This is a genomic window from Numidum massiliense, from assembly GCF_001375555.1.
Classification (GTDB): domain Bacteria; phylum Bacillota; class Bacilli; order Thermoactinomycetales; family Novibacillaceae; genus Numidum; species Numidum massiliense.
The window spans coordinates 2,136,653-2,159,403 of the sequence record NZ_CTDZ01000009.1; the positions used below are offsets into that span (position 1 = coordinate 2,136,653).

Genomic DNA, 22,751 nt, shown 5'->3' on the forward strand with positions numbered 1-22,751 from the left:
GATTAATTTTCGATACAGTGCTACAACGTATTGTACGCCTTTTCCCGCTCCGCTTCCAGTTTCCGACCTGTTTCATATGGAGTTCTGTCTATTTTCGTACTATAATATAGAGTGGCTCTGATTATTTACTAACGAAGGCTAGGAACGACCACAGCTGTTGGAGGGTTGCGTAGGAAAATTGGATCTACCTGAAGCTGAATCTACTTTTTATGATCTAGGAAACGACTCACACAAACATACGCACGTTTACTTGAGAGAAAGTTGGTTAGCGAATGATTACATTTAATAGCGTCTCCAAAGTGTACCCAAATGGAACGGTCGGTCTAAAAAATATAAACTTGCACATCGACCCCGGCGAATTCGTCGTCATCGTCGGCTTGTCGGGCGCAGGTAAATCGACGCTCCTACGCTCGATTAACCGCCTGAATGAAATAAGCGAAGGCGAAATTCTCATCGATGGCCGCTCCATTACGAAAGCGTCGGGAAAAGAGTTGCGCCAGTTTCGCCGCGACATCGGTATGATTTTTCAAAACTTTAATCTAGTAAAACGTTCGTCCGTGATGCGTAACGTGTTGTCCGGGCGAGTCGGCTACCATTCGACATTGCGCACGTTGTTCGGCTTGTTCCCGAAGCGCGATGTCGAATTAGCGTTCGACGCACTAGAAAGGGTTAACATTGCCGAAAAAGCGTATGCGCGAGCGGACGAGCTTTCTGGGGGACAACAACAACGTGTGTCCATTGCGCGCGCCCTCGCCCAAGAGGCAAAAATCATTCTCGCCGATGAGCCCGTCGCCTCGCTCGACCCGCTCACGACGCGGCAAGTGATGGACGACCTAAAGCGCATCAATACGGAATTAGGGATTACGACGGTCGTCAACTTGCACTTTATCGACTTAGCACGCGAGTACGCCACGCGCATTGTCGGGCTGCGCGCTGGGGAGTTGGTATTTGACGGACCAGTGGAGACAGCGACAGACGACGCGTTTTCCGAAATTTATGGCCGACCGATCCGCGAGGACGAACTATTGGGAGAGGGAAGCGATGAGTAGAGACTTAGCCAAGCGTCCGCCGCGCACGAAAACGTATATGACCGTGCTGCTGATTGCCGTGTTACTCGTCGGTAGCGCCATGAAAACTGGGGTCGACTTTGCGGAACTCGTAACGGGATTACCAGAAATGAAACGTATCCTTAAAGAAATGTTCCCGCCAAATTGGGGTTACTTCGGCAAAATTGTCGACCCGATGTTAGACACAATCCGCATGGCGTTACTCGGGACGACCTTTGGAGCGATTCTCGCAATCCCACTCATCTTCTTAGCAGCGGCTAACGTGTCGAAGTCGCCTTTTATATACCAACCGGCGCGGTTTGTGATGAACTTAATCCGCACCGTACCCGACTTGCTCCTCGCGGGCATTTTTGTCGCCATCTTCGGCATCGGACCGATTCCGGGTATACTCGCACTCGTCTTTTTCTCGCTCGGCTTTTTCGCCAAACTGGCGTACGAGTCGATTGAAGCGATCGATCCTGGCCCGTTAGAAGCGATGACGGCGGTCGGCGCCAACAAGTGGCAGTGGATTCAATACGGAGTGGTGCCACAAGTACTGCCGGCCTTTATTGCCCACGTGTTGTACACGTTCGAGGTGAACATCCGCGGCGCAGCCATCCTCGGCTTCGTCGGTGCCGGCGGGATCGGCCTTATCCTCGAACAAAACTTAGGGCGGCTGAAATACGACAACGTGATGACAATCATTCTCTTTACGTTGTTGATCGTCTGGATGATCGACTTCGTCAGTACGAGATTACGGGAGAAACTACTATGAGCTATAAGAAACCGCAAAAACCACTACAACAGCGAATTGTCACATGGATGATCGTCCTGTTCCTCGCGATGCTGTACATATGGGCGTTTTCCGGCATCGCCTTCGACAAAATTAACGAAACGGCCGGCGAGGTGACGCGTTCGATTTTAGACGGGTTGTTTCACCCGAACTGGGGGTACGTCTACGATCCCGCCGGAGAAGATTTAATAGACGCCCTGCTCGAAACGTTAGCGATTGCCATCTTGGGGACGTTCATTGCCGCGATACTTTGTATTCCGTTCGCCTTCTGGGCGGCGAACAACATGTCGCGGTCAAAAATCGTCAGCCAGACAGGAAAAATGTCCTTAAGCATTATTCGCACCTTCCCAGAAATCGTGCTAGCGCTGTTGTTTATCGTCGTCGTCGGCCCCGGGTCATACGCCGGTGTGCTCGCGCTCGGGTTACACTCGATCGGCATGCTCGGCAAGCTCGTGTCGGAGGCCATTGAAAATATGGATTTAAGTCCGACCGAGGCACTTACAGCGTGCGGCGCCAACCGACTGCAGACGCTATGGTTTGCCGTCGTGCCGCAAATTATGCCCGAGTTTCTGTCGTTTGTCTTGTACCGCTTTGAAATTAACGTGCGTGCGGCCTCGATCTTAGGGGTCATCGGCGCTGGCGGGATCGGGACGCCGCTCATTTTCGCCTTATCGACGCGAGACTGGCCGAAAGTCGGTATTATTTTGCTCGGCATTATCGTCATGGTCACGATTATCGACTACATTTCTAGCTTCATCCGCAAACGCCTCGTCTAACGGTTGCAGTGAAGATGTGTACTGTAGCGGATTCATGAAACGTGATGTGTACTGTGGCGGATGCGTGATACGTGATGTGTACTGTAGCGGATGAATGATACGTGTAGAAGATATAGAATGTGTAGGTCGTGCTTCAGGCGAAAAAAACCGTTCAAGCATCTTTGTGCTTGAACGGTTTTTGCTTATCGTACAAGATCGTGTGAGATCGCGCAAGACAGACTACACTTATCCGTACTAATCCGCATCAATAATGTGTCGCAAGTTACTCTCCGAGTTCTTCCTCGTACTCGCGGACAGTGTCAAAGTTGCTGTCCTTAGACGGGGAGTATCCTTCGTGGGAGTAAACGTCGCGAATGATTTCTTTCCCTTTTTCGTCCTTACCGATTTCGATAAAGGCGTCACTTATTTTTTTCTTCCACTCATCCGTCAGATCCGGACGCACGGAAATCGTATCGTTCGGGATCTTTGCCGTCTTCTTCAAAACGACCGTATCTTTGAAGGCGTTCGGGTAGTCTTTTTTAATGTTGTTGCGTGCGTCTTCAAATACGGCAGCAGCGTCAACCTGTCCGTTCAACAGTGCGAGCACAGCTTGGTCGTGCCCTTTCATCGTGACGCCTTCGACGTCATTTTGTGGATCGAGGCCGACTTTTTGCAGTTCCATCGCCGGCCAGACATATCCAGCGGACGAAGTGACGTTTTGCCATGCCACCTTTTTCCCTTTCAAATCTTTCACATCTTTAATTCCGGAGTCTTTTTTCACGAGAATGATGGAGTGGTAGAAGTCGACCAGTTCATCCGTATTTTCCCCGGTGTTGTCGTCTTTAATGCCGTAACGTTGCGCTTGTAAAATAACGTCGGCCGCCTCTTTTTTGTGTGCAATGACGTATGCGGTCGGAGGGAGAAATCCGACGTCAATCTTTTTACTTGCCATCGCTTCAATAACCGTATTGTAGTCCGTCGAAACACTGACTTTAACCGGGATACCCAGTTTGTCCTTTAACAACTCCTCGAGCGGCTTAGCCTTCGCTTCTAGCGTGTCTGCACTTTGCGAAGGGACGAATTGCACCGTGAGCTCTTTTGGCTCATACCCTTTAGCACCGTCTTTCCCTTCACTCCCCTCCTCTTTACTGCCACCACACCCTGCGAATAAGGCGACACTAAGGACACAGCAGAGCGCAACAACCGTTAGCTTCTTAAACATCGCGTTCCTCCTAATAACAACAATTTGAGTACCAACTTTAATATAGCATATGTTCCACCTTTTCGTGTCTTTTTTTTGTAAAGATTGTACGCCACAAACTGCCCTTGAATTGCCCATAACACCCAACTTTGTAAAAGGCTAGTTTAAACGGCGTTACTTTTTTGTTAAAATAATGGTCATGTGAATATTTACGGGCTTAACGGGCTTAATCTGTCCATTTTTTTATGACCATTTGTACTAACGATTCGCTTGATCGATCATGCCAATGGGGGCCATCACATGAAAAAGACGAAGAAATTTTCCCCGTATATGAGTTTTACTAGCGATAAATGGCGACAGTTGCGAAATTCGACGCCACTTCTATTGTCAGAAGCTGAATTAAATAAGTTACTCGGACTCATCGAACAAGTGTCACTGGACGAAGTAGCGAACGTTTATTTGCCGTTATCGCGGCTGCTCAACCTTTATGTCGCCAACAGTCAACACATGTACCAAACGACGAAAAGGTTTCTCTGCGTTCCCGAGGAGAAAGTCCCCTACATTATCGGGATCGCTGGCAGTGTCGCCGTCGGCAAAAGTACGACCGCCCGCATTTTACAAACGTTGCTCTCGCGCTGGCCGAATCACCCGAAGGTCGATCTCGTGACGACAGACGGTTTTTTGTACCCGAACGCCGAACTCGAAAAGCGCGGTTTGATGAAGCGAAAGGGATTCCCCGAAAGCTATGACATTCGCGCCTTAATGAAGTTTTTGGCGGAAGTAAAATCGGGAAATCCCGAAGTTGTGACGCCTGTTTATTCCCACCTCGTTTACGATATCGTCCCGAACGAATACCAAGTCATTCGCCAGCCGGACATCGTCATCGTAGAAGGGCTAAACGTGTTACAAACAACGCGGACGAGAAACGGAAATGGCCCCGTACCGCAATTGTTTGTATCAGACTTTTTCGATATATCACTCTACGTAGACGCAAACGTGAAAGACATTTCGCGATGGTATGTGGAGCGTTTTAAGCTGCTGCGGCATACGGCGTTTAAAGACCCAACGTCGTACTTCCGTCGTTACGCCGATTTATCTGACGATGAGGCGACGGAGAAGGCGCTGTCCATTTGGCGCGAAATTAACGAACGCAATTTATTGATGAACATTTTGCCGACCCGGGCGCGCGCTGACATTATTTTACGTAAAGGGCCGAACCACGACATACAGGAAGTGAAGCTGCGGAAGTTGTAGTAAGTGTTGACCGGATTGACCCGGATAACACGGTAAGTTGCCCTTGGTGAAACGACGAATGAGTGCATAACTAACATTCCTTTGTGTCCAGCTATGTGGCGGTTAGGCGCTTATGCGCATGGCTTACCTGTCCCCTGTGAGATGGGGCCAGGTAAGCTTTTGATCAAATAGCGTTACTTCTCCTCTTTCGCTACATACGCTTGCAGAAGGTATAAGCGCCCAATCCTAAAAATTAGGGTGAGAATTAAGCTGTTTTTAAGGCAGCGTTTAACAACAGTTAAACTGCAGTTAGTAGAGTGATTGCAAACGCTTACTATTGGGAGGTTCGTAGTATGCATTCACTCCATGTTAAAAACCGGATCAAAGTGATCGATGTCATTCGCGGCTTAGCGATTTTCGGCATTTTGCTCGTCAATATTTTTTTCTTCAGTTCATCGCAGACGGCAATCGCGTCCGGTGTGCCACTTTGGACGGGGACAGCAGACCGCGTGACAGAGAAGGTTATCGAACTGTTCGTTAATGGTAAGTTCCTTTGTATCTTCTCTTTTTTGTTTGGTTTCGGCACCATCTTATTCAAAGAAAGCGTACTGGCAAAAGGGAAGCGCTTCGGCCGCCTCTATGTACGCCGTTTATTCGCACTCGCGATTTTCGGGGGCATCCACGGCCTACTCATTTGGTACGGTGATATTTTATTCCATTATGCGTTGCTAGGCTTCGCCCTCCTCTTATTTCATAACTGTCGTGCAAAAACGTTACTCACCTGGATTGTCGTGTTGGCGTTACTCGTTCCGCTCTTGTTCACGTTGTCGAATTTAGTCGTTCCAACCGATCAACTCATTGCCTCAGACCAAGCGCAAGTTGAGGTAAAAAAAACAGGGAAGGCGCAGCAAGCTCACGATCAAGCGATTTACGGCAATGGGACGTACACGAAAATCGCCGCGCAGCGCATCGCTGATTGGAACGCTAGTGTTATAAACCAGCTCATCTTTTATCCACAACTGCTGAGCATGTTTTTACTCGGCGCGTATTTTTCCAAGCGACGGTTGTTACACGACGTCACCACCCATCGCACGACGTTGAAAAAAATCGGTGCCGTATGCGGTAGCCTCGGTTTATTCTTCGCATTTTTACCGATGCTCATCCAGTTAGTGCCATATAACTTCGCTTTATCGCCGCGCCTGCTCGCCATCGTAGACACGGTGCCGATTTTGCTTAGCTGGCAGCTGCTTGCACTGTTTTACATAACGGCACTCGTCCTCTTATTTACACGCCCTCGCTGGCGGAAAGTGTTAGATCCGTTCGCGGCTGTCGGCCGTACCGCGTTCAGTAACTACATCTTCCAGTCACTACTCTGTACGACGATTTTTTACAGTTTTGGCTTCGGGCTGTTCGGCAAAGTTGGGCCGTTCGCCGCCGTATGGCTCGTCTGTGCGATTTTTGTGTTGCAAATGGGCTTGAGTGCACTCTGGTTGCGCTACTTCCGCATTGGTCCACTCGAATGGGTGTGGCGGGTGTTCACTTACATGTCCGTTCCGCCGCTACGGCGTCCAGCGACGGAACGGTCGACACTCATTTGAACCAACACTTGCCCAGAGCTACGTTTATCCGGTCCGTCCATACGTTTAGCCGGACCACGTTTATTCAGTCTTACGTCTGTTCCAGCCAACACTTACGGACCTACATTTGTTCGGGAGTGGCAATGCCGAGAAGGCGCAACCCTTCGCGCAACACGATGGCGACTGCGGCGACGAGCGCTAACTTTGCATGCCGCTCTCCTTCCCCTCCTGCCAAAACGCGCACACTGCTGTAATATTTGTTAAACGCTTGGGCTAAATCGAGCACGAACTTACTTATTTGCGACGGATCGTTGTCGTCTAGCGCTCGGCGTACGACGTGCGGAAAGTTCATGAGCGCCGTTGCGACAGCCCACGCTTTCGCGTCGCCATACACGTCCTTTCGCTGTGGCATATCACTGCTTTCGCCAGGCAGCCCCTCGCTACTCCTTAACCGCCCTTCACCGCGCCCCGACTGCCCATCGGCTGCCACTAACGCATCTTTGTTCAGGGTTAACTGCAGACTGTCATTCACGAGAGCGTCACCAGCGACACATCGTTGTTCCAATCGCACGCCACCCTTCCGCAACAGCGAACGCGCACGCGTGTAGGTGTACTGCACGTACGGCCCCGTCTCCCCTTCAAAGGTGAGCATGTCGTCGAGCGAAAACTCAATGTCGTTTAAGCGATTATGCTTCAGGTCGTTAAAAATGACGGCACCGACTCCGACTTGTCGCGCCACCGTTTCAGGATCCACAAGCGATGGATTTGCCCGTTTGATATGCTCACGCACCTTCGCAATCGCCCGCTCGAGCACGTGTTCTAATAGCACAACCTTCCCTTTGCGCGTCGACATTTTTTTCCCGTCTTGTAGCAGCAACCCGAAGGGGACGTGCGCCATCTGTTCGGCCCACTCAAAGCCCATTTTCTTTAACACGGCAAACAGTTGCTGAAAGTGCAGCCGCTGTTCGTGTCCGACGACGTACAGGGCGTGTGCAAAACGGTATGTCCTGTAGCGGTACAGCGCGGCCGCTAAATCGCGCGTCGCGTACAAGGTAGCTCCGTCCGATTTTTTGATTAAACACGGCGGCAAGTCATATGCGGCGAGGGACACGACGTCTGCGCCTTCCGACCGTTCTAACAACTGTTTCTGCTCGAGCAAGGCGACGACCTCATCCATTTTATCGTTATAAAACGCCTCGCCGTCGCTCGAATCGAAGCTGATCCCGAGCAAGTCGTATATTTTTTGGAATTCTTGCAGCGACTCGTGGCGAAACCACTTCCACAGTGCGACTGCTTCGGCCTCACCGTCTTCCAATTTTTTAAACCACGCGCGCCCTTCTGCTTCTAAGGACGGGGAAGTTGCCGCTTCGTCGTGAAAGCGGACGTATAGTGCGAGCAAGGTGGGAATCGGTGCTTTCTCCACCTCAGCCGCATCTCCCCACCGTTTGTAGGCAGCCATCAGTTTTCCGAACTGCGTGCCCCAATCGCCCAAGTGGTTGATACGCACCGGACGATAGCCGCACTTTGCATACATGTTGGCGAGCGCGTTGCCGATCACCGTCGAACGCAAGTGCCCCATAGAAAATGGCTTGGCGATGTTCGGTGACGAAAAATCGATCGGCACCGCCTCTCCTCGGCCAATGTCACACGAGCCGTACCCGGGCCCCTCCGCGAGTACGTTCGCGACGACCGCCTGCCCGACGCGAGTCCGGTTGAGAAATATGTTGACGTAAGCCCCGACTTGCTCCGCCTTTTGTATTGGAGCTTGCATCGCCTTTTCTGAAACCGATTTTTCCCGAGGATGTTGCGCCACCTCTTGCACACATTCGCCATGTACATACGCTGTCAGCTGTGCGGCAATTGCTTGCGGTGGGCGACGAAAACGTTTGGCCAACGCAAAACACGGCAAGGCGAAATCACCGAGCGTCGGGTTAGGCGGAGTTTCCAATAAACGGTATATATCCGCCACTGCCACTTCGGCACCGTTTAACGATTGCACAGCAGAGGTAAGTATTTGTGCCACTTGTTTTTTTACATCCATCTTGCTCCCATCCTTTCGTAAACGGACATTTTCTATAAAAGAAAAAAGAAAAACCTCTCATCCCTATTCAACACATAGAGACGAGAGGTTATTGCCTTCTCCCGCGGTACCACTCTTATTGCTTCCGTAGAAGCCTACTTTTCGTCACACGGACTTGAAGCGTTAACGGGCTTTTCCCGGCACACCCTACTAAGCGCACGTCGTTCAGGTGTACATCTACAAGGTCCGCTTCATCTACCGCCGGTGCATCGGGCTCTCACCGTTCCCCGACTCGCTGCACACCGCCCGCGATAAACTACTGTCCTCATCATCGATCGCATCTGTCGTTTTGCTCATTATACCGATTCAGGCCGCTAGTCGCAACTACGCCACACATTTGAAAACAGTGTTATGTGGTCGGATTGGCGAGATACTGTTCCTCCAAAGCCTCTTCTACAAAACGGACAGCTTATCGTATAATAACTATAACACGCCAATACGCCCTGAGCGTATGCGTTTCTCTTACGGAAATGATTACTACAAAAGGGGACAAGTAATGGATACGAGTGTTTTTATTCATTGGATTACAGAATATGGCTACATCGCCCTGTTTATTAGTTTATGGCTTGGGATTGTCGGTATGCCGATCCCTGACGAAGTGATCGTCATGAGTGCAGGCGCGGTGTCGGCGATGCGACTCCTCCAGCCCGTCCCCTCTTTCCTCGTCACCTACCTCGGCGTTATTTCTGGATTGACGATCGGTTACCTCATCGGTAGAGTGGCTGGTACGCTGCTGCTCGACAAGCTGCTTCGAAAAAAGAAGTGGCAGAAATACGTCGACAAGTCACGGCATTTATTGGACAAATACGGGCCGTTCGCTCTCTGTATTAGTTATTTTTTTCCTTTTGTCCGGCATCTCGTACCTTATCTCGTCGGCATGAACAAAATGTCATTCGGCCGTTACACGTTATTCTCGTTTACGACCGGATGTGCATGGACCGCCCTTTATTTTGTCCTCGGCTTCCTTTTCGGATCACACATCGAAAAAATTGGGCGCCTCGTCAACCAATTTGGCTGGTACGCCCTTTACGCCTTGCTACTAATCGCAACAATAGCACTCGCGGTCAAAGTATACACTGCCGTTAAGTCCGCACCGAAAGGCGAATAAGAAATGAAAACGTAAATCCCCCTCACTTCGGACACGCAACTAAATCGTAACGGTCAAGCACTTTGCGCAATTTTTGCTGTACCTCATCCATAGGCAAAGCCAGTGGTTTACGGATGACGGGGCGAATTTTACCCATGAGCGCGAGACTCGCTTTCAGCGGGCCCGGGTTTGTCTCCCAGAAGAGCGCTTCGTTTAAATCTAGCAAGTAGTAGTGTAAATCGAGCGCCTCCTTCCACTGTCCTCGCGCCGCCAAGTTGTACAGCTCGGCTACTTCGCGCGGCATCACATTTGCGGTGGCACTAATGTGACCAGCCCCGCCTAACGTCAGCATCGGGTAGCACAGCTCTTCGATCCCGGAGTAGACGTGGAAATCGCGGCCACACTTGTGCAACACGTGACTGACCTGCTCAAAGTTTTTGTTCGACTCTTTCACGCCGATAATGTTGCGGCAATCGCGGCGCAAGCGCGCCATCGTCTGTGGCGCCATGTTCACCCCGGTGCGCCCGGGAATGTTGTAAATGACGAGCGGGATGTCGATTGCGTCCGCTACCTCGCGAAAGTGACGGTAGAGCGCTTCTTGCGACGGTTTGTTGTAGTAAGGGACGATCACCATGACGGCATCGGCACCGATTTTCTCCGCAAATGTCGTCAAATGCATCGTTTCCTCAAAATTCGTCGAGCCGGTGCCGAGTAGCGTCGGCCGCCGCCCTTTCACCGCATCGACCGTCACCTCGTACAAATACTTCCGTTCGTCGAGAGTGAGAGAACTCGGTTCTCCCGTCGTCCCGGAACAAGAAATGCCGTGACTGCCGCTGTCGATTTGCCACTCGATCAGTTCGCGATACGTTTTTTCATCGAACTGCCCGTCGTCCGTAAACGGCGTCACCATCGGGCAAATGGACCCTTTAAATTTTTCCACTTCTAGCGCCATTTTTATCCCCTCCGTTAAGCATAGCGCGTGATGCGCGTGATAGCGTGTCGCCGTAACGCGCGATTGCACGATTGCCATTGTTTGTATGAAATGCTTTTTACGTCCAGCGTGCGTTGCCCTATTTGATGTGCCGCTCAATGCCGTCGACTGCTGCCGCAGTTTGCGGCGTGACGAGCGCATCGTCGTCGAGGCGCGCAACCGGCGACGCTTCGCGCCACCAACTGTCCGGCGTTCGATGTCCCCACAACGTCTGTCGCCGCGGGTCGGTCGCACTCCAGCGAATCGGTTGGAAGTCGGGGTCGAGGGTCAAATAGTCACTCGTGTACAGTTCGATGCGGTGACCGTCCGGGTCACGCAAATAGAGGAAAAAAGCGTTGGAGATGCCGTGCCGCCCCGGCCCCCGCTCGATCGCCTCGTGCATTTCTGCCGCCCCCAAAATGTCACACGCGCGAATGATGCTGTTCACGTCGTCCATCCAAAAACCGATGTGGTGGACGCGCGGACCGTCACCTTGCATCAGAGCGAGATCGTGCACCGACGGCTTGCGAAACAACCAAACGGCCACTTTTTCCCGCGGTTCGTCATCCGTTTCCACATATTCGCTCAGTCGAAAGCCCAGTTCATCGTGCCAAAAGCGATACGCTGCTGCCAATTGAGGCACAAAACAGTTAAAGTGATCAATGCGCCGCACCGCCGCACCGCGGTGTAAATGATACTGTTGCATGTACGACGGCGCTGCGTCCATATCGGCAAAAAAAGTGAGTGGAAACCCGAACGGATCCTGCACATCGACACTTAACCCTTGCCCGCGCATCCTACCCGTTTCGACATAGCGTGGCTTACACCCGCACTTCGCGTAAAAGTCGTACAGATGTTCCAGATCGTTCGCTCTTGCAACGCGAAACCCGAGCCGCCCGACTGCCGCTCGCGGCGCCTCCGTCAACACGAGACTGTGGTGGACGCGCTCCTCCACACCGCGCAAATAAAGCTGTGTCTTCGTCTCTCCACTAACGATCAACCCGAGCATGTCGACGTAAAAGTGACGCGACCGCGCGAGATCCGTCACGTGCAACTCAGCAAATGCACTGCGGAGAATGCGCATGTCATCCCCCGGAACACCCTTCCCTTCCCTTGGCATACGACCCACCTTGCTCCCCCTTCCCTCTCGTTTGACCCGAAAACCAACTTATTTTAAAATGTAACGGCATGTGGTGGAATGTGACAGCAGTGCACTACGCCTTCACCGTTTCCCGCGCCAGCAACTCGTTCACTCGAGCGACCGCAGGCGCCTTGTCATACGATTGGTACAGCGCGCCGAACATGCGCACCGGATCGCCGAAAAAATACCGTTCATACAGCACCTGGCGCGAGCCAAAGGCACTTAGCGCCGCATCCCAGGCGAGGCGGAACAGTTTCAGCCGCTCTCGCGCCCCGGAATTGCGAGCGACGAGGTATTTATCGATGTCGTCTCCGGCACCGCTTTCGAGATCCGCATCCCCGGGAATGGCCATTAACCCACTAGCCCCGAGCAACTGAATAATTTCGACGAGGCGAGGATACGTTTTCGGAAACACGTTGCGCGCCGCGTTTAACGGCCACCACGCCGGGGTCATCACCCCGTACGGGTCGAGCGCCGCATCGGCCTCCGATGCCCGTACAAACGCTTTCATCGTTTCCACCGCCAAAATGACTTCGGCCACTTTTTCTTGTACGTGTTGAAACTGGCCGATGCCGATCGTCTGCACAATGCTTTCGGCAATGCCGAGAATAAACTCCGCTTTGGCGATATTTTTTTGTAACACTTGGTACGTCATGTGTACGACGGCGTTCGTCTCCGCATGCATCTTGTTGCAGAGCGAGGCATTTTCGAGTAAAAAGATACGATCCCAAGGGACGAGGACATCGTTAAACACGACGACGGCATCCATTTCTTCAAAACGCGAACCGAGGGGGTGGTCGTGGTGACTGAAGCCGTAGTCGAACGACTCGCGGCATATGTAGCGTAAGCCCGGGGTGCTGCTCGGAATGGCAAAGGCGAAGGAGTACGGATCGTCTTCGGCAGCCCCTTTGAGCACAGTGGAAGGAAACACGAGAATTTCGTCGCTGATCGGTCCTTGTGTCGCCAGCATGCGCGCCCCGCGCACGATGACACCTCGCGGTGTTTTATCGACGATGCGGGCGGCGAGGTACGGGTCGGACTGTTTACTCGCACCGACGCTGCGGTTTGCCTGCGGGTTGATAAGCGTGTGGGTCAACGTCAAATCGTTCGCGCGCGCATAGTCGTAGTAGGCGCGGACGTTGTCACTAAAGCGCGCATCGTTTTGGGCAAAGTAACTCGCCGCTTGCCCCATCGCCATGACGGCACTGTTCAAGTAGTCCGACGAGCGCCCCATCATTCCGCCGCTGTCGTCAGCCCATTGCTTCATCATTCGCCGCCGTTTGATTAAGTCGTCCACCGTTCGCGGCACCATAAACGACATGCCGTACCTCTCCCCGCCTTCCTCGTACGTCATTCGTTCCACGAGGTCGGGATCGTGTTGCATGTCGTACAAGCGGGCCATACTTTTAATGACGTTTTTAAATGCCGGGTGCTCTGATATTTTTCCCTCGACGCGTGCCCCGTTAATCCAGACGTCGCGCGGTTCGCGGTCGAGGCGTTCGATATATTGCACCCCCGTTTTTGCTCCCATCGTTCTCACTCCTTTTTAAGCGTACGTATTCGCTTACTGTTCCCATCGACATAGCCAGCGGTCAACGAACTTGACAGTAGACAAAACAAATCTCGCGTGCTTGCAACCTCCCATTCTTACCTGTTGACCATGTTTTCTATGATGTGTTCTACACGGATAAAACCACCCGCACGACGCGATCTTAAGACAATCCCACACGCATCGTTACACGGTATCGTCACTTTTGTTTTGGAGACAGGGCGCTCCCTTCTTCCGCCTCTTGCTGATCCCCGAAGCGTGGAATCGGGTGCTGGCCTAGAGCGACGTGCACTGTCTTCCATTCCGTGAAAAACTCAAAACTGTGTAAGCCGCCTTCCCGTCCGATGCCGCTCATTTTCGTCCCGCCGAACGGCGTGCGCAAATCGCGCACGTTGTGTGAATTGACCCACACCATGCCCGCATCGATCGCTTGGGCGACGCGGTGGGCGCGCCGTAAGTCGTCCGTCCACACGTAAGCAGCTAAGCCGTATGACACGTCATTCGCTAACCGGACTGCTTCTTCCTCACTGTCAAACGGTACGACGACGAGGACCGGGCCAAAAATTTCTTCCTGCGCGATACGCAGGTCGTGCGTCGTTGCGACGAACACGGTGGGGGGGACAAAATTACCGCGAGATAGGTGCGCGGGATTTGTTCCTTTCGCCGCAACGCGGGCACCTTCCGCTTCCCCGCTCTGAATGTATGCTTTGACCCGGGCACAATGATCGGCGTGAATAAGTGGGCCGACTTCAGTCTGTTCGTCGAACGGATCGCCGACGCGAATGTGTCGCACCCGCTCCTGCAACCGCTCCGCAAAAGTCTCTAATAAGGAACGGGCGACGAGAAGGCGCGATCCCGCCGTACAGCGCTCGCCGTTTAAAGAAAAAATGCCAAAGACGACCGCATCGACTGCCCGCTCCACGTCTGCATCGTCAAAGACGACGACAGGTGACTTTCCGCCTAATTCCATGGAAAAACGCTTTAAGTAGCTCGCCCCGTTGCGCATAATTTCTTTCCCCGTCACCGATTCTCCCGTGAACGAGATAAGCGGAACGTGTGGATGCGCGACGAGTGCCGCCCCTGCAGTCTCGCCAAATCCGTGCACGACGTTGAATACGCCCGGAGGCACACCTGCATCGCGCACGATTTCCGCCAGCTTCGTCGCCGTGAGCGGTGACCACTCAGCCGGTTTTAACACTGCGGTGTTCCCGGTAGCTAAACAGGGAGCGATTTTCCACGTCGACAGCATAAGCGGCGTGTTCCACGGCGTGATAAGGCCAGCCACGCCGACGGGACGGCGCATCGTATAATTGAGAAAGGTGTGGTCGACTGGATATGACTCACCCGTCAGATGAGTCGCCATTTCTGCGTAATAACGAAAATTCCTCGCGGCGCGTGCCGCCTGCCCGCGCGCCTGCGCAATCGGCAACCCCGTGTCTAACGTCTCCAAGGTCGCCAATTCTTCTCCGTGTCTTTCAATGCCGTCTGCGATCGCATGCAGCAGTTGCACCCGCTCCTGCACGGTCATCGTCGCCCACGGTCCGTCGCGAAACGCACGCCTTGCAGCTGCAACCGCTCGCTCGATGTCAGCAGCAGTCCCTTCTGCCACCTCCGTAATTACTTCGTTCGTCGTCGGGTTTAGCGTCGGAAATGTCAGTTGCTGTTCTCCATCGCAAAACTCCCCGTCAATGAAATGTTGGGCTGGCTTTACTTCGACAGTCATTGCGTCCCCCTCCTAACCCCTTTAACCTGTATTCGCTAAAACATGAATCATTCCTCAGCGACGACCGTGTTTTCCAACCGCCCGATGTGATCGATTTCTAACGCCATCGTATCGCCGGCGTAAACGTGGGACACGCCTTTCGGAGTACCAGTCCATATCATGTCGTCCGGTTCCAGCGTCATAAAGGAGCTAATGAACGCTATGAGCTCGTCAATTTTAAAAATGAGGTCACGCGTGTTGCCTTCCTGGCGCCGTTCCCCGTTCACATACGTGCGCAAGCCGATGGCGTGCGGATTGGCGATGTCGTCGCGGTCGACCATCCACGGCCCGATCGGCCCGAACGTGTCAAATCCTTTCGCCCGAATCGGCGGCCGATACATATTGCCGACAAAGTCGCGTACCGTCACGTCATTCGCAATCGTGTAACCCTTTACATATTCGAGCGCATTTTCCCGCTTAATGTTGCGCCCAGCCGTCCCGATGACGACGGCGAGCTCCACTTCGTAATGCATGTATCGGGCGCCCTGCGGATAAACGACCGGTTGCTCATGCCCGATAAACGTGTTAGCTCCCTTGAAAAAAAGCACCGGTTCCTTCGGCACATCCAACTTTAACTCCACCGCGTGATCAGCGTAATTTAGCGCTAAACCGATCACTTTGCCCGGCTGCACTGGCGGCAGCCAAACGACCTCCTTCGAATCCACTGTGCTGCCGCGTGCATCGAGCAAGATCCCGTCTTCGACAACTGTGCCACTATGTATGCGGCCATTTGCTATATAACGCGCCCGCTTCACGCAATCCCTCCTCATTTCTTTTCCTTTTGCCACTGTTTAAACGCTTCCATCGTCGCCAGCTTATGTGCCCGTGCAAACCGTTCGATTTCATTTGCATCAGTGCGCTGTTCCATTAAGCGGATCAACTGCTCGTGCTCCGCGACTGAATCGGTCGTGCGATGTGGGATGAGCATAAATACTGTCGTGCGTACGGCGTCGAGCCGCTCTTGCGCGCTCTCGATTTCATGCCGCAAATACGACTGTCCACAAGCGTCTAATACAACTTGGTGAAACTGCTGATTGAACGCACTGTAAGCGGTCAAGTCAAACGACTCCCGCGCCCCGCGCATCTGCTCATTAATCGCCCGCAACTGTGCGAAGTCTTGCGCGGTCAAGTGCTGGCAAGCTAACGCAGTCGCGTACCCTTCGAGCACGGCAAGTACTTGCAGCGTCTCGATATACACGCCTTCGTCAATTTTGATCACGCGCACGCCGCTAAACCGCTCGTATTCGACAAACCCTTCTGCTTCTAACCGCCGAATCGCTTCGCGAATCGGGATGGCACTAAACCCGAGCTCCTTCGCCAACCGATCGATGACGAGCCGATAACCGGCTCCATACGTCCCATCCAAAATTCGTGCCTTAATTAACTCGTACGACTTCTCTTGCTTGTTTTGTGTATTGCCATTAGTTCGTTTCATATTCGTAATCATATATGATTTGCTACATGGAGTCAACCGAGAAAGGTTAATAAAAAATCTAAACCCCAAACGCGGAGAAACATTCGACGAGTGGCTGCGACCGTCGGTATCACGTTTATAGCAAGTATAGCTAGCTTAGGTTTATACACGTATCTCGCAACTGTCCTACAAAACTTGGCAAATAATGAGCAAACGACGCCCTACCTTTGGGCATGGGGAATCGGTGGGGTCATCGGAAGTGTTTCGATCGGTGCGCTCATCGATCGCACGGGGTGACCGCGGGTGCTGATGAGCAGTATTTTATTTCTGTTAGCTGTTTCTATGTTCTCGATACCTTTCGGGTTGACATTTCCAGTACTCGCATTCTTACCCTTCATGGTGTGGGGCGCTGTCGGATGGGCTTCACAAGCGCCGCAGCAACACGTGTTGCTTCAGTTACAACCTAATCACGGCGCTGCTGCGGTCGCCTTAAACAGTTCTGCCAATTACTTAGGGGGTGCTGTCGGCTCCACCCTTGGAGGAGTGGCGATGCTGGCCGGATTAACCCCCGCCCTCCTCCCGTATGTTGCAGGGTGCTTCGTACTCGTCGCCTTACTCGGACAGTTGACTATAAATAAGCGCGTGCCATTGAATCGTGAGCATGAATGATAGACAGCGATCCTCATACCTTATCGCGCCGTATAACCGCCGTCGATGACGACCGCTTGGCCCGTAATGCCCCGCGCGGCGTCACTCGCTAAAAATAAGACGTACGCAGCCACTTCTTCGGGCGTAAGTAGCCGCTTTTGTGGAACGAGCGGGTAAATGACGTCCGCGAGCACGTTTTCTAACGGCACGCCGCGGCTTATTGCCAAATCGCGCAGCTGGTTGCGCACGAGCGGCGTATCGACGTATCCCGGACAAATTGCGTTAACCGTAATCCCGTCGTCCGCTGTCTCCAGCGCCGCCACTTTCGTCAGCCCGATGACACCGTGCTTCGCACTGTTGTACGCCGCTTTTCCCGCGAAACCGATGAGTCCGTTAATGGACGCCATGTTGATCACGCGCCCGTACTGCTGCCGCTTCATGATCGGCAACGCGTGTTTTAACGCGATAAATGGAGCGACGAGCATAACGTCAACCATTTGTGAGAAAGTCTCCGTCGGAAAGTGTTCAATAGCCGCGACGTGCTGAGAACCAGCGTTGTTCACGAGCACGTCCAATCGCCCGAACCGTTCTAACGTGTCGTCTAGCATACCCTTAATGTCTGCTTCCTTCTGTACGTCACAGGCGAACCCGAGTACGTCGTGTCCAATATGTCGCAGTGCGGCAGCTGCCTCCTGTGCCTTTTCTTCGTCAATGTCGGCAATGACGACTTTTGCCCCATTTGCCGCGAACGTTTTCGCGATAGCCAATCCGATCCCACTCGCCGCCCCAGTAATAACCGCTACTTTGTCTTTAGCTACATCCACGACCTTCCCCTCCCGACACATATAAAAGAAACGCGGTTACGATCGCAAGCGTGTTAAATGAGCGACATCGTTAACCGCGCCAATCTCCCAACCCGTTTCCGCGCTGTACGTCACTTTCGTCACACCCGTGTTGACGATCTTCGTTACGCCCGTCCCTAAGCGTTTGTCCGTCATTACGTGCAGGAAAGCATTAATCGTGCCTCCGTGGCTCACGGCGACAACCGTTTGCCCGGGATGGTTCCGCAGCAACGCCTCTAACTCCCCGATAATCCGCCGCTGTAACGCGGCAAACAATTCGACTCCGTACTTCCCACCGACCTGCCTGACCTCCTCGCGATCCGGATAGCGGGCTGCGATTTGCTCCCACGTCAACCCTTCCCATTCCCCGTAACCGCGCTCGCGCAGACGAGCCCGCTTATGCACTTCCAGTCCGTGATGGTGCGCAATTTTTTCCGCTGTTTGCACCGCTCGTCCAAGGTCACTCGTATAAACGGCGTGAATCGGTGTACGTTGTAAGTAAGTACCTAACTTTTCTGCCTGCTTCATTCCTGTATCGTTTAACGGGATGTCCGTAAAACCTTGACAGCGCCGCTCACAGTTCCAATCCGTTTCCCCGTGGCGGACGAACAAACATTGTGTAGCAGTCAAATATGTCAGCTCCCCATTATTTTATGAGTTGGAACGTGCGCTTTTCCCCATCCCAGCGCCACTGTAACGTTTGCGTTAACTGCTCTTTCCCATCAAACACGTCGACGACTAGCAGTTCCGCTTCCCCCGGGACACTGCTCGGAACGAGCACGACTTCGTACTGACCGTCCGTCAGTTTGCCGCTGAGCGTATCCTTTTTTTTATTGAATATACCGCCCCGATCCGCCCGAACGACCAACTCGCCTTTCTGGTCAAGTAACACAAACTGATTCACGCGACCGCTGTACAAAGGCGAGCCGTCACTAACCGGTTTCGCTTCGCCGTCGACCGCTAGTAGGCTGAGCGAGTTGGCCGACGACGGGTAGCGATAGACGATTACCGGATGATCCAACCATTCCTTTAACGTTTTTTCTACCCTCTGCTCCGACGTATTCGCCTTTAAAAGCGCCGTATTGACCGTATACACGTACGGCGTCACCGGTTCACCTTTTTTAGTCGTATATACCATAATGTTTACGCGATCCGCTATTTGTGGGTGAATGGCTAACATATACTGGTCGGCGATGCGACGCCCTTTTTCTAGCGGCGCCGGATCGTTGACGACAACCCACCGCTGTTCCTCTTCATCACTCACGACGATGCGAAAGGTATCGTCTTTTTTTGCCTCGATCTGGAATTGGTACACACTTCCTCCTTCACCTTGTTGCTCGAAGATCGGCTGTTGTTGCATTGTATGTACCGGAGGTACTTTAATGCGGTACCCCATGTCGAGCGACTCTTGCGCCGTACTCAACAAGTCGATACTCACTTGGTCACCGCTCGTCAGTTGTTCCTTATTGGGCACAAACCCTTCGTAGACGACTTGATTGCGCACCGTATGCGTAATGCCGACGAGAAACCCTCCCTTCTGCTTGTCGTAAACGACTGTCGCCACGTAATCTCCTTCATAACTATAGCCGAGCAAGTACGGCTGTTTGGTCACATACTTCGTAAACCCATCCGAAAAAATGAGTTTCTTCAGCGAGGGTACTTCGTTGTATTCGTAAGGGCGAAACGGCTCCTTTTTCGCGTTCTCTGCAGCATCGGTTTTCTCATTATCACTCGTGTCGGCCGCCTGTTCACAGCTGGTGACGGCGACAATGGTCACAATGGCCACAATAGCTGTAAAGAATGTCACTAATAATCGTCGCACGTGGACGCTCCTTTCCCGAGTGCGTGTAGCGTCTACTTTTATATATAGTACATAATATCACATGCTGATTCGCTTAAGTGGCATAAGATTGGCGGGAAACAAAAAGCAAAACTGTCTGGATCAGTCCTTTTATTGGCCCGCTTCTACGTAACTTAAATCACCGACCGTTTGTACATCGAACCTACCGTCTCGGAAAACAATTTTAGTAACACTCGCATTGGCTAACTGATCGTTTTTGGCAGGGTCATCTGTCATAACCGAGATCATGGCCAAAATGGACACGCCGTGGCTAACTACGAGAACATTTCCGCCACCTTGCTTAGCTTGTTGTTTCGCAATGTGAGTAAGTTCCTCTTGCACGCGCCTACGAACGGTCTGCAAATCCTCGGCAAGACCCAACGTATCAAGTTTTTTAACGGTCGCCATCGCTTTTTCCAATCCGAAATTCGAGAAGTTTTTTATCGTCTCTACGAATGTCCTGTAACCTAGTTCTCTACCAATGTCTCCCCACATTTTTTCCTCTAAATCACCTTCATAAATACCGAAGTACGCCTCCCAATTTTTTTATTTTCAGTTATAGTTAACTCTCTTTGTCCTATTGAATCTAGGACAATCCGAGCTGTTTCACGCGCACGGCCTGAATCACTTGAGTATGCGGCATCGAAATGAACGTTTTCCTTTTTTAGACCTTTACCTAATTGTTCAGCTACCCTGACACCTTCGTCGGTAAGCGGCGTATCCGACCAACCTTGTACGCGGCGTACTGTGTTAAAATGCGTTTTACCGTGTCTTGTGACATATAAGACGACTTCGTTACCTTTCTTTTTCATCGCCCATATCCTCCCACTATTTCTCGTCATTTCGACATTCTCTCTTTAGGATATACGCAATTTATTGCAAGAGGAAGATGTTGAACACCTCCCCTTGAATAGACGTTATTTCACGACAGTGAGTAAGCGATCGCCGACGTTGACAGTCGCGGGGTCAACGCTTACGATGTCGAGATAGTCATTCGTATTAGTTATGACAATCGGCGTTGTAAGGTCGTACCCTTCCTTCGCAATTGCTTCAAGGTCACACGTCGCTATGAGCTGTCCTTTTTCCACGGTATCTCCTTGTTTCACTTTTGGGGAAAAATATTGGCCTTCGAGCTGTACAGTATCGATCCCGATGTGAATCAATATTTCTACACCACTGTCTGATCTGATTCCGAACGCATGTCCTGTAGGGAACACTGTGGTCACTTTCCCCTTCACAGGTGCGTGCACATGCCCCTCGCTAGGAACGACCGCCAATCCTTTTCCCATCCCTTGTGAGGAAAAGACGGCGTCTTTCACTTCTTCTAACGGTACGACTTTCCCCGAGAAGGGGCTGGAAATAATGGTACTTTCCATAATTCCCGTATGATTTTCGCCTTTCCCTTGTCCGTTTTTGCCCTGTCCTTTTGACTGTTCACTTTGCGCATCTTCTTCCACGTCTTTATAGCCGAACAAATAAGTGAGGACTGCCGCCAAGAAGAAGGAGACGACAATCGCCACGACAAACATGCCGAATCCTTCCCCGTAAAAGACGGGCAGGCTCGCTAACCCCGGTACAGCAAACGACTTCGAAGCAGCACCTGACATCCCTGAGATCGCGCCGCCAACCGCCCCAGCGATTGCACCCATGATAAACGGCTCTTTGTGAGGAAGGGTTACACCGTAAACAGCCGGTTCCGTAATGCCGAATATGCCGGCAATCGTCGCCGGTGCGGCGATTGCCCTTACTTTTTGCTGTTTCGACTTCAACAGGACGCCTAAGGCCGCCCCCGCTTGTGCAAATACAGTAGGTGCCACGAGGGCAGTAAATGTATCTGAGCCGAATTGCGTTAAATTGTTTATCCCAATCGGGATTAGGCCCCAGTGCAAGCCGAAAATAACGAAGATTTGATTGAAAAAGCCTAAGAACATCCCCGCTAAAATTGCACTGTTATCGTAAATCCACGAATACCCCGTCGCCAACCAGGCGCTCACGTACGTACCGAAGGGCCCGAAGACGATTAAGGTTAACGGTACCATCACGACAAGCAACATTAAAGGAGTAAAGAACGTCCGTACCGTCGAATGAAAAAAGTTGTTGAGCACCTTTTCTAACTTCGACATTACATAGACGGCGAGAACGATCGGAATGACCGATGTGGCGTAATTCATATACACGACCGGAATACCGAAAAAGGAAAGTTTCCCTGCCTCGCCAAAAGCTTCAATCAATTGCGGGTGCAGCAACGCACCGGCAATGACGACGGCAACGTACGGATTAGCCCCGAACTTTCTCCCCGAGGTAAAGGCGAGCAACATGGGCAAGAAGTAGAACAAACTGTCGGCGGTGGCGTTTAATATTTGGTACGTGCCACTTTCTACGTTTAGCCAACCGGCAGCGGCCACTACAATTAAAAGCCCTTTTAAAATACCTACTCCAGCCATCGCGCCGAGTAACGGCGTGAAAATGGCGGAAATAATGTCGATCGCCTGGTGAAGAATATTCCCTTTTTCTCCAGCTTCCTCTTCACCTTTTCCCCCGTCGTCATCGAGCTGAGTGATCTTCATTATTTCGCGATAGACGTCACTCACCTCATTGCCGACGACGATTTGAAATTGGCCGCCGCTGATCATCACTTGAATGACGCCCGGCATCTGCTCGATGCGCGTTTTATCCGCTTTGTCCCTGCTCTTTAGCCGAAATCGCAACCGCGTGGCACAGTGGACGAGTGAGCGTACATTTTCCTCGCCGCCGACTCCCTTCATAATGTCGCGGGCTAATTTGGCATGATCCATCTCATTCTCCTCCTCTAT

21 protein-coding genes and 1 other annotated feature are annotated in these 22,751 nt (G+C 52.1%); of the genes, 7 read left to right on the forward strand and 14 right to left on the reverse strand.

The window, feature by feature from the left end:
• Window positions 1–272: 272 nt before the first annotated feature.
• From phnC to phnE (BN1247_RS10330), 3 genes are read left to right on the forward strand one after another with little or no spacing between them, the layout of a single operon-like run.
• Window positions 273–1,049, forward strand: a complete 777-nt coding sequence (gene phnC, locus BN1247_RS10320; protein ID WP_054950314.1) for a phosphonate ABC transporter ATP-binding protein — start codon at window positions 273–275, stop codon at window positions 1,047–1,049.
• The gene (gene phnE, locus BN1247_RS10325; RefSeq protein ID WP_054950315.1) at window positions 1,042–1,821 is read left to right on the forward strand and encodes a phosphonate ABC transporter, permease protein PhnE; all 780 of its coding nucleotides are present in this window, start codon (window positions 1,042–1,044) and stop codon (window positions 1,819–1,821) included. Before phnC ends, phnE (BN1247_RS10325) begins: the two co-directional genes overlap by 8 nt.
• Window positions 1,818–2,615, forward strand: coding sequence for a phosphonate ABC transporter, permease protein PhnE (gene phnE / locus BN1247_RS10330; protein ID WP_054950316.1), 798 nt, complete (start codon window positions 1,818–1,820; stop codon window positions 2,613–2,615). The genes phnE (BN1247_RS10325) and phnE (BN1247_RS10330) overlap by 4 nt, the downstream gene beginning before the upstream one ends.
• Before the next feature lie 262 nt (window positions 2,616–2,877).
• Here the strand turns inward: phnE (BN1247_RS10330) and BN1247_RS10335 are convergent, their stop codons facing one another.
• Window positions 2,878–3,816, reverse strand: coding sequence for a phosphate/phosphite/phosphonate ABC transporter substrate-binding protein (locus tag BN1247_RS10335; protein ID WP_054950317.1), 939 nt, complete (start codon window positions 3,814–3,816; stop codon window positions 2,878–2,880).
• Between the two features lie 279 nt (window positions 3,817–4,095).
• On the opposite strand from BN1247_RS10335, the gene coaA reads away from it, so the two are divergent.
• Window positions 4,096–5,049: a type I pantothenate kinase gene (coaA, locus tag BN1247_RS10340; RefSeq protein WP_054950318.1), complete on the forward strand. Its 954-nt coding sequence runs from the start codon at window positions 4,096–4,098 to the stop codon at window positions 5,047–5,049.
• 332 nt (window positions 5,050–5,381) lie between these two features.
• Window positions 5,382–6,626 (forward strand): DUF418 domain-containing protein, encoded by a 1,245-nt coding sequence (locus BN1247_RS10345; protein WP_054950319.1) that lies wholly within the window; start codon window positions 5,382–5,384, stop codon window positions 6,624–6,626.
• A 100-nt stretch (window positions 6,627–6,726) separates the two neighbouring features.
• Here BN1247_RS10345 and argS read toward each other — a convergent pair whose 3' ends face one another.
• Complete coding sequence (gene argS, locus BN1247_RS10350; RefSeq protein WP_054950320.1) at window positions 6,727–8,646, reverse strand: arginine--tRNA ligase; 1,920 nt, start codon at window positions 8,644–8,646, stop codon at window positions 6,727–6,729.
• 73 nt (window positions 8,647–8,719) lie between these two features.
• Window positions 8,720–8,966, reverse strand: a binding site (T-box leader).
• A gap of 215 nt (window positions 8,967–9,181) precedes the next feature.
• Here argS and BN1247_RS10355 point away from each other — a divergent pair.
• Entirely contained in the window at window positions 9,182–9,793 is a 612-nt protein-coding gene (locus BN1247_RS10355; RefSeq protein WP_054950321.1) for a DedA family protein, read from the forward strand.
• A gap of 22 nt (window positions 9,794–9,815) precedes the next feature.
• On the opposite strand, the gene hpaI is transcribed toward BN1247_RS10355, so the two are convergent.
• From hpaI to BN1247_RS10385, 6 genes are all read right to left on the reverse strand, one after another.
• The gene (gene hpaI, locus BN1247_RS10360; RefSeq protein ID WP_054950322.1) at window positions 9,816–10,724 is read right to left on the reverse strand and encodes a 2,4-dihydroxyhept-2-ene-1,7-dioic acid aldolase; all 909 of its coding nucleotides are present in this window, start codon (window positions 10,722–10,724) and stop codon (window positions 9,816–9,818) included.
• Window positions 10,725–10,842: 118 nt separating this feature from the next.
• The gene (hpaD, locus tag BN1247_RS10365) at window positions 10,843–11,862 is read right to left on the reverse strand and encodes a 3,4-dihydroxyphenylacetate 2,3-dioxygenase (RefSeq protein ID WP_231633424.1); all 1,020 of its coding nucleotides are present in this window, start codon (window positions 11,860–11,862) and stop codon (window positions 10,843–10,845) included.
• 94 nt (window positions 11,863–11,956) lie between these two features.
• On the reverse strand, window positions 11,957–13,414 hold the full coding sequence (gene hpaB, locus BN1247_RS10370; protein WP_054950323.1) for a 4-hydroxyphenylacetate 3-monooxygenase, oxygenase component: 1,458 nt from the start codon (window positions 13,412–13,414) through the stop codon (window positions 11,957–11,959).
• Window positions 13,415–13,631: 217 nt separating this feature from the next.
• Window positions 13,632–15,155, reverse strand: a complete 1,524-nt coding sequence (hpaE, locus tag BN1247_RS10375) for a 5-carboxymethyl-2-hydroxymuconate semialdehyde dehydrogenase (protein WP_054950324.1) — start codon at window positions 15,153–15,155, stop codon at window positions 13,632–13,634.
• A 47-nt stretch (window positions 15,156–15,202) separates the two neighbouring features.
• Window positions 15,203–15,949, reverse strand: coding sequence for a fumarylacetoacetate hydrolase family protein (locus BN1247_RS10380; RefSeq protein ID WP_054950325.1), 747 nt, complete (start codon window positions 15,947–15,949; stop codon window positions 15,203–15,205).
• Between the two features lie 11 nt (window positions 15,950–15,960).
• The gene (locus BN1247_RS10385) at window positions 15,961–16,629 is read right to left on the reverse strand and encodes a GntR family transcriptional regulator (RefSeq protein ID WP_054951604.1); all 669 of its coding nucleotides are present in this window, start codon (window positions 16,627–16,629) and stop codon (window positions 15,961–15,963) included.
• Between the two features lie 288 nt (window positions 16,630–16,917).
• Between BN1247_RS10385 and BN1247_RS17995 the strand changes: the two genes are divergently transcribed.
• Complete coding sequence (locus BN1247_RS17995; protein WP_187119767.1) at window positions 16,918–17,277, forward strand: MFS transporter; 360 nt, start codon at window positions 16,918–16,920, stop codon at window positions 17,275–17,277.
• A 20-nt stretch (window positions 17,278–17,297) separates the two neighbouring features.
• Here BN1247_RS17995 and BN1247_RS10395 read toward each other — a convergent pair whose 3' ends face one another.
• The 6 genes from BN1247_RS10395 to BN1247_RS10420 all read right to left on the reverse strand — a co-directional run bounded on the left by BN1247_RS10395 (window position 17,298) and on the right by BN1247_RS10420 (window position 22,733).
• Entirely contained in the window at window positions 17,298–18,080 is a 783-nt protein-coding gene (locus tag BN1247_RS10395) for a 3-hydroxybutyrate dehydrogenase (protein WP_231633237.1), read from the reverse strand.
• Between the two features lie 36 nt (window positions 18,081–18,116).
• On the reverse strand, window positions 18,117–18,728 hold the full coding sequence (locus BN1247_RS10400) for a histidine phosphatase family protein (RefSeq protein ID WP_054950327.1): 612 nt from the start codon (window positions 18,726–18,728) through the stop codon (window positions 18,117–18,119).
• Window positions 18,729–18,744: 16 nt separating this feature from the next.
• The gene (locus BN1247_RS10405) at window positions 18,745–19,920 is read right to left on the reverse strand and encodes a hypothetical protein (RefSeq protein ID WP_054950328.1); all 1,176 of its coding nucleotides are present in this window, start codon (window positions 19,918–19,920) and stop codon (window positions 18,745–18,747) included.
• 129 nt (window positions 19,921–20,049) lie between these two features.
• Window positions 20,050–20,433: a histidine phosphatase family protein gene (locus BN1247_RS18190; protein WP_054950329.1), complete on the reverse strand. Its 384-nt coding sequence runs from the start codon at window positions 20,431–20,433 to the stop codon at window positions 20,050–20,052.
• A gap of 8 nt (window positions 20,434–20,441) precedes the next feature.
• Entirely contained in the window at window positions 20,442–20,750 is a 309-nt protein-coding gene (locus tag BN1247_RS18195) for a phosphoglycerate mutase family protein (RefSeq protein ID WP_054950330.1), read from the reverse strand.
• Between the two features lie 105 nt (window positions 20,751–20,855).
• Window positions 20,856–22,733 (reverse strand): beta-glucoside-specific PTS transporter subunit IIABC, encoded by a 1,878-nt coding sequence (locus tag BN1247_RS10420; RefSeq protein ID WP_054950331.1) that lies wholly within the window; start codon window positions 22,731–22,733, stop codon window positions 20,856–20,858.
• Between the last annotated feature and the right edge of the window lie 18 nt (window positions 22,734–22,751).

Excerpts from the sequence above, each read along its gene's own strand:
- BN1247_RS17995 (WP_187119767.1), top strand. The coding sequence starts at position 16,918 with ATGAGCAGTATTTTATTTCTGTTAGCTGTTTCTATGTTCTCGATACCT.
- phnE (WP_054950316.1), top strand. The coding sequence starts at position 1,818 with ATGAGCTATAAGAAACCGCAAAAACCACTACAACAGCGAATTGTCACA.
- BN1247_RS18190 (WP_054950329.1), bottom strand. The coding sequence starts at position 20,433 with ATGTGGGGAGACATTGGTAGAGAACTAGGTTACAGGACATTCGTAGAG.
- hpaB (WP_054950323.1), bottom strand. The coding sequence starts at position 13,414 with ATGGGAGCAAAAACGGGGGTGCAATATATCGAACGCCTCGACCGCGAA.
- coaA (WP_054950318.1), top strand. The coding sequence starts at position 4,096 with ATGAAAAAGACGAAGAAATTTTCCCCGTATATGAGTTTTACTAGCGAT.
- BN1247_RS10335 (WP_054950317.1), bottom strand. The coding sequence starts at position 3,816 with ATGTTTAAGAAGCTAACGGTTGTTGCGCTCTGCTGTGTCCTTAGTGTC.
- BN1247_RS10355 (WP_054950321.1), top strand. The coding sequence starts at position 9,182 with ATGGATACGAGTGTTTTTATTCATTGGATTACAGAATATGGCTACATC.
- BN1247_RS10385 (WP_054951604.1), bottom strand. The coding sequence starts at position 16,629 with ATGAAACGAACTAATGGCAATACACAAAACAAGCAAGAGAAGTCGTAC.
- hpaE (WP_054950324.1), bottom strand. The coding sequence starts at position 15,155 with ATGACTGTCGAAGTAAAGCCAGCCCAACATTTCATTGACGGGGAGTTT.
- phnC (WP_054950314.1), top strand. The coding sequence starts at position 273 with ATGATTACATTTAATAGCGTCTCCAAAGTGTACCCAAATGGAACGGTC.
- BN1247_RS10420 (WP_054950331.1), bottom strand. The coding sequence starts at position 22,733 with ATGGATCATGCCAAATTAGCCCGCGACATTATGAAGGGAGTCGGCGGC.
- BN1247_RS10345 (WP_054950319.1), top strand. The coding sequence starts at position 5,382 with ATGCATTCACTCCATGTTAAAAACCGGATCAAAGTGATCGATGTCATT.
- argS (WP_054950320.1), bottom strand. The coding sequence starts at position 8,646 with ATGGATGTAAAAAAACAAGTGGCACAAATACTTACCTCTGCTGTGCAA.
- BN1247_RS18195 (WP_054950330.1), bottom strand. The coding sequence starts at position 20,750 with ATGAAAAAGAAAGGTAACGAAGTCGTCTTATATGTCACAAGACACGGT.
- phnE (WP_054950315.1), top strand. The coding sequence starts at position 1,042 with ATGAGTAGAGACTTAGCCAAGCGTCCGCCGCGCACGAAAACGTATATG.
- hpaD (WP_231633424.1), bottom strand. The coding sequence starts at position 11,862 with ATGCCAAGGGAAGGGAAGGGTGTTCCGGGGGATGACATGCGCATTCTC.
- hpaI (WP_054950322.1), bottom strand. The coding sequence starts at position 10,724 with ATGGCGCTAGAAGTGGAAAAATTTAAAGGGTCCATTTGCCCGATGGTG.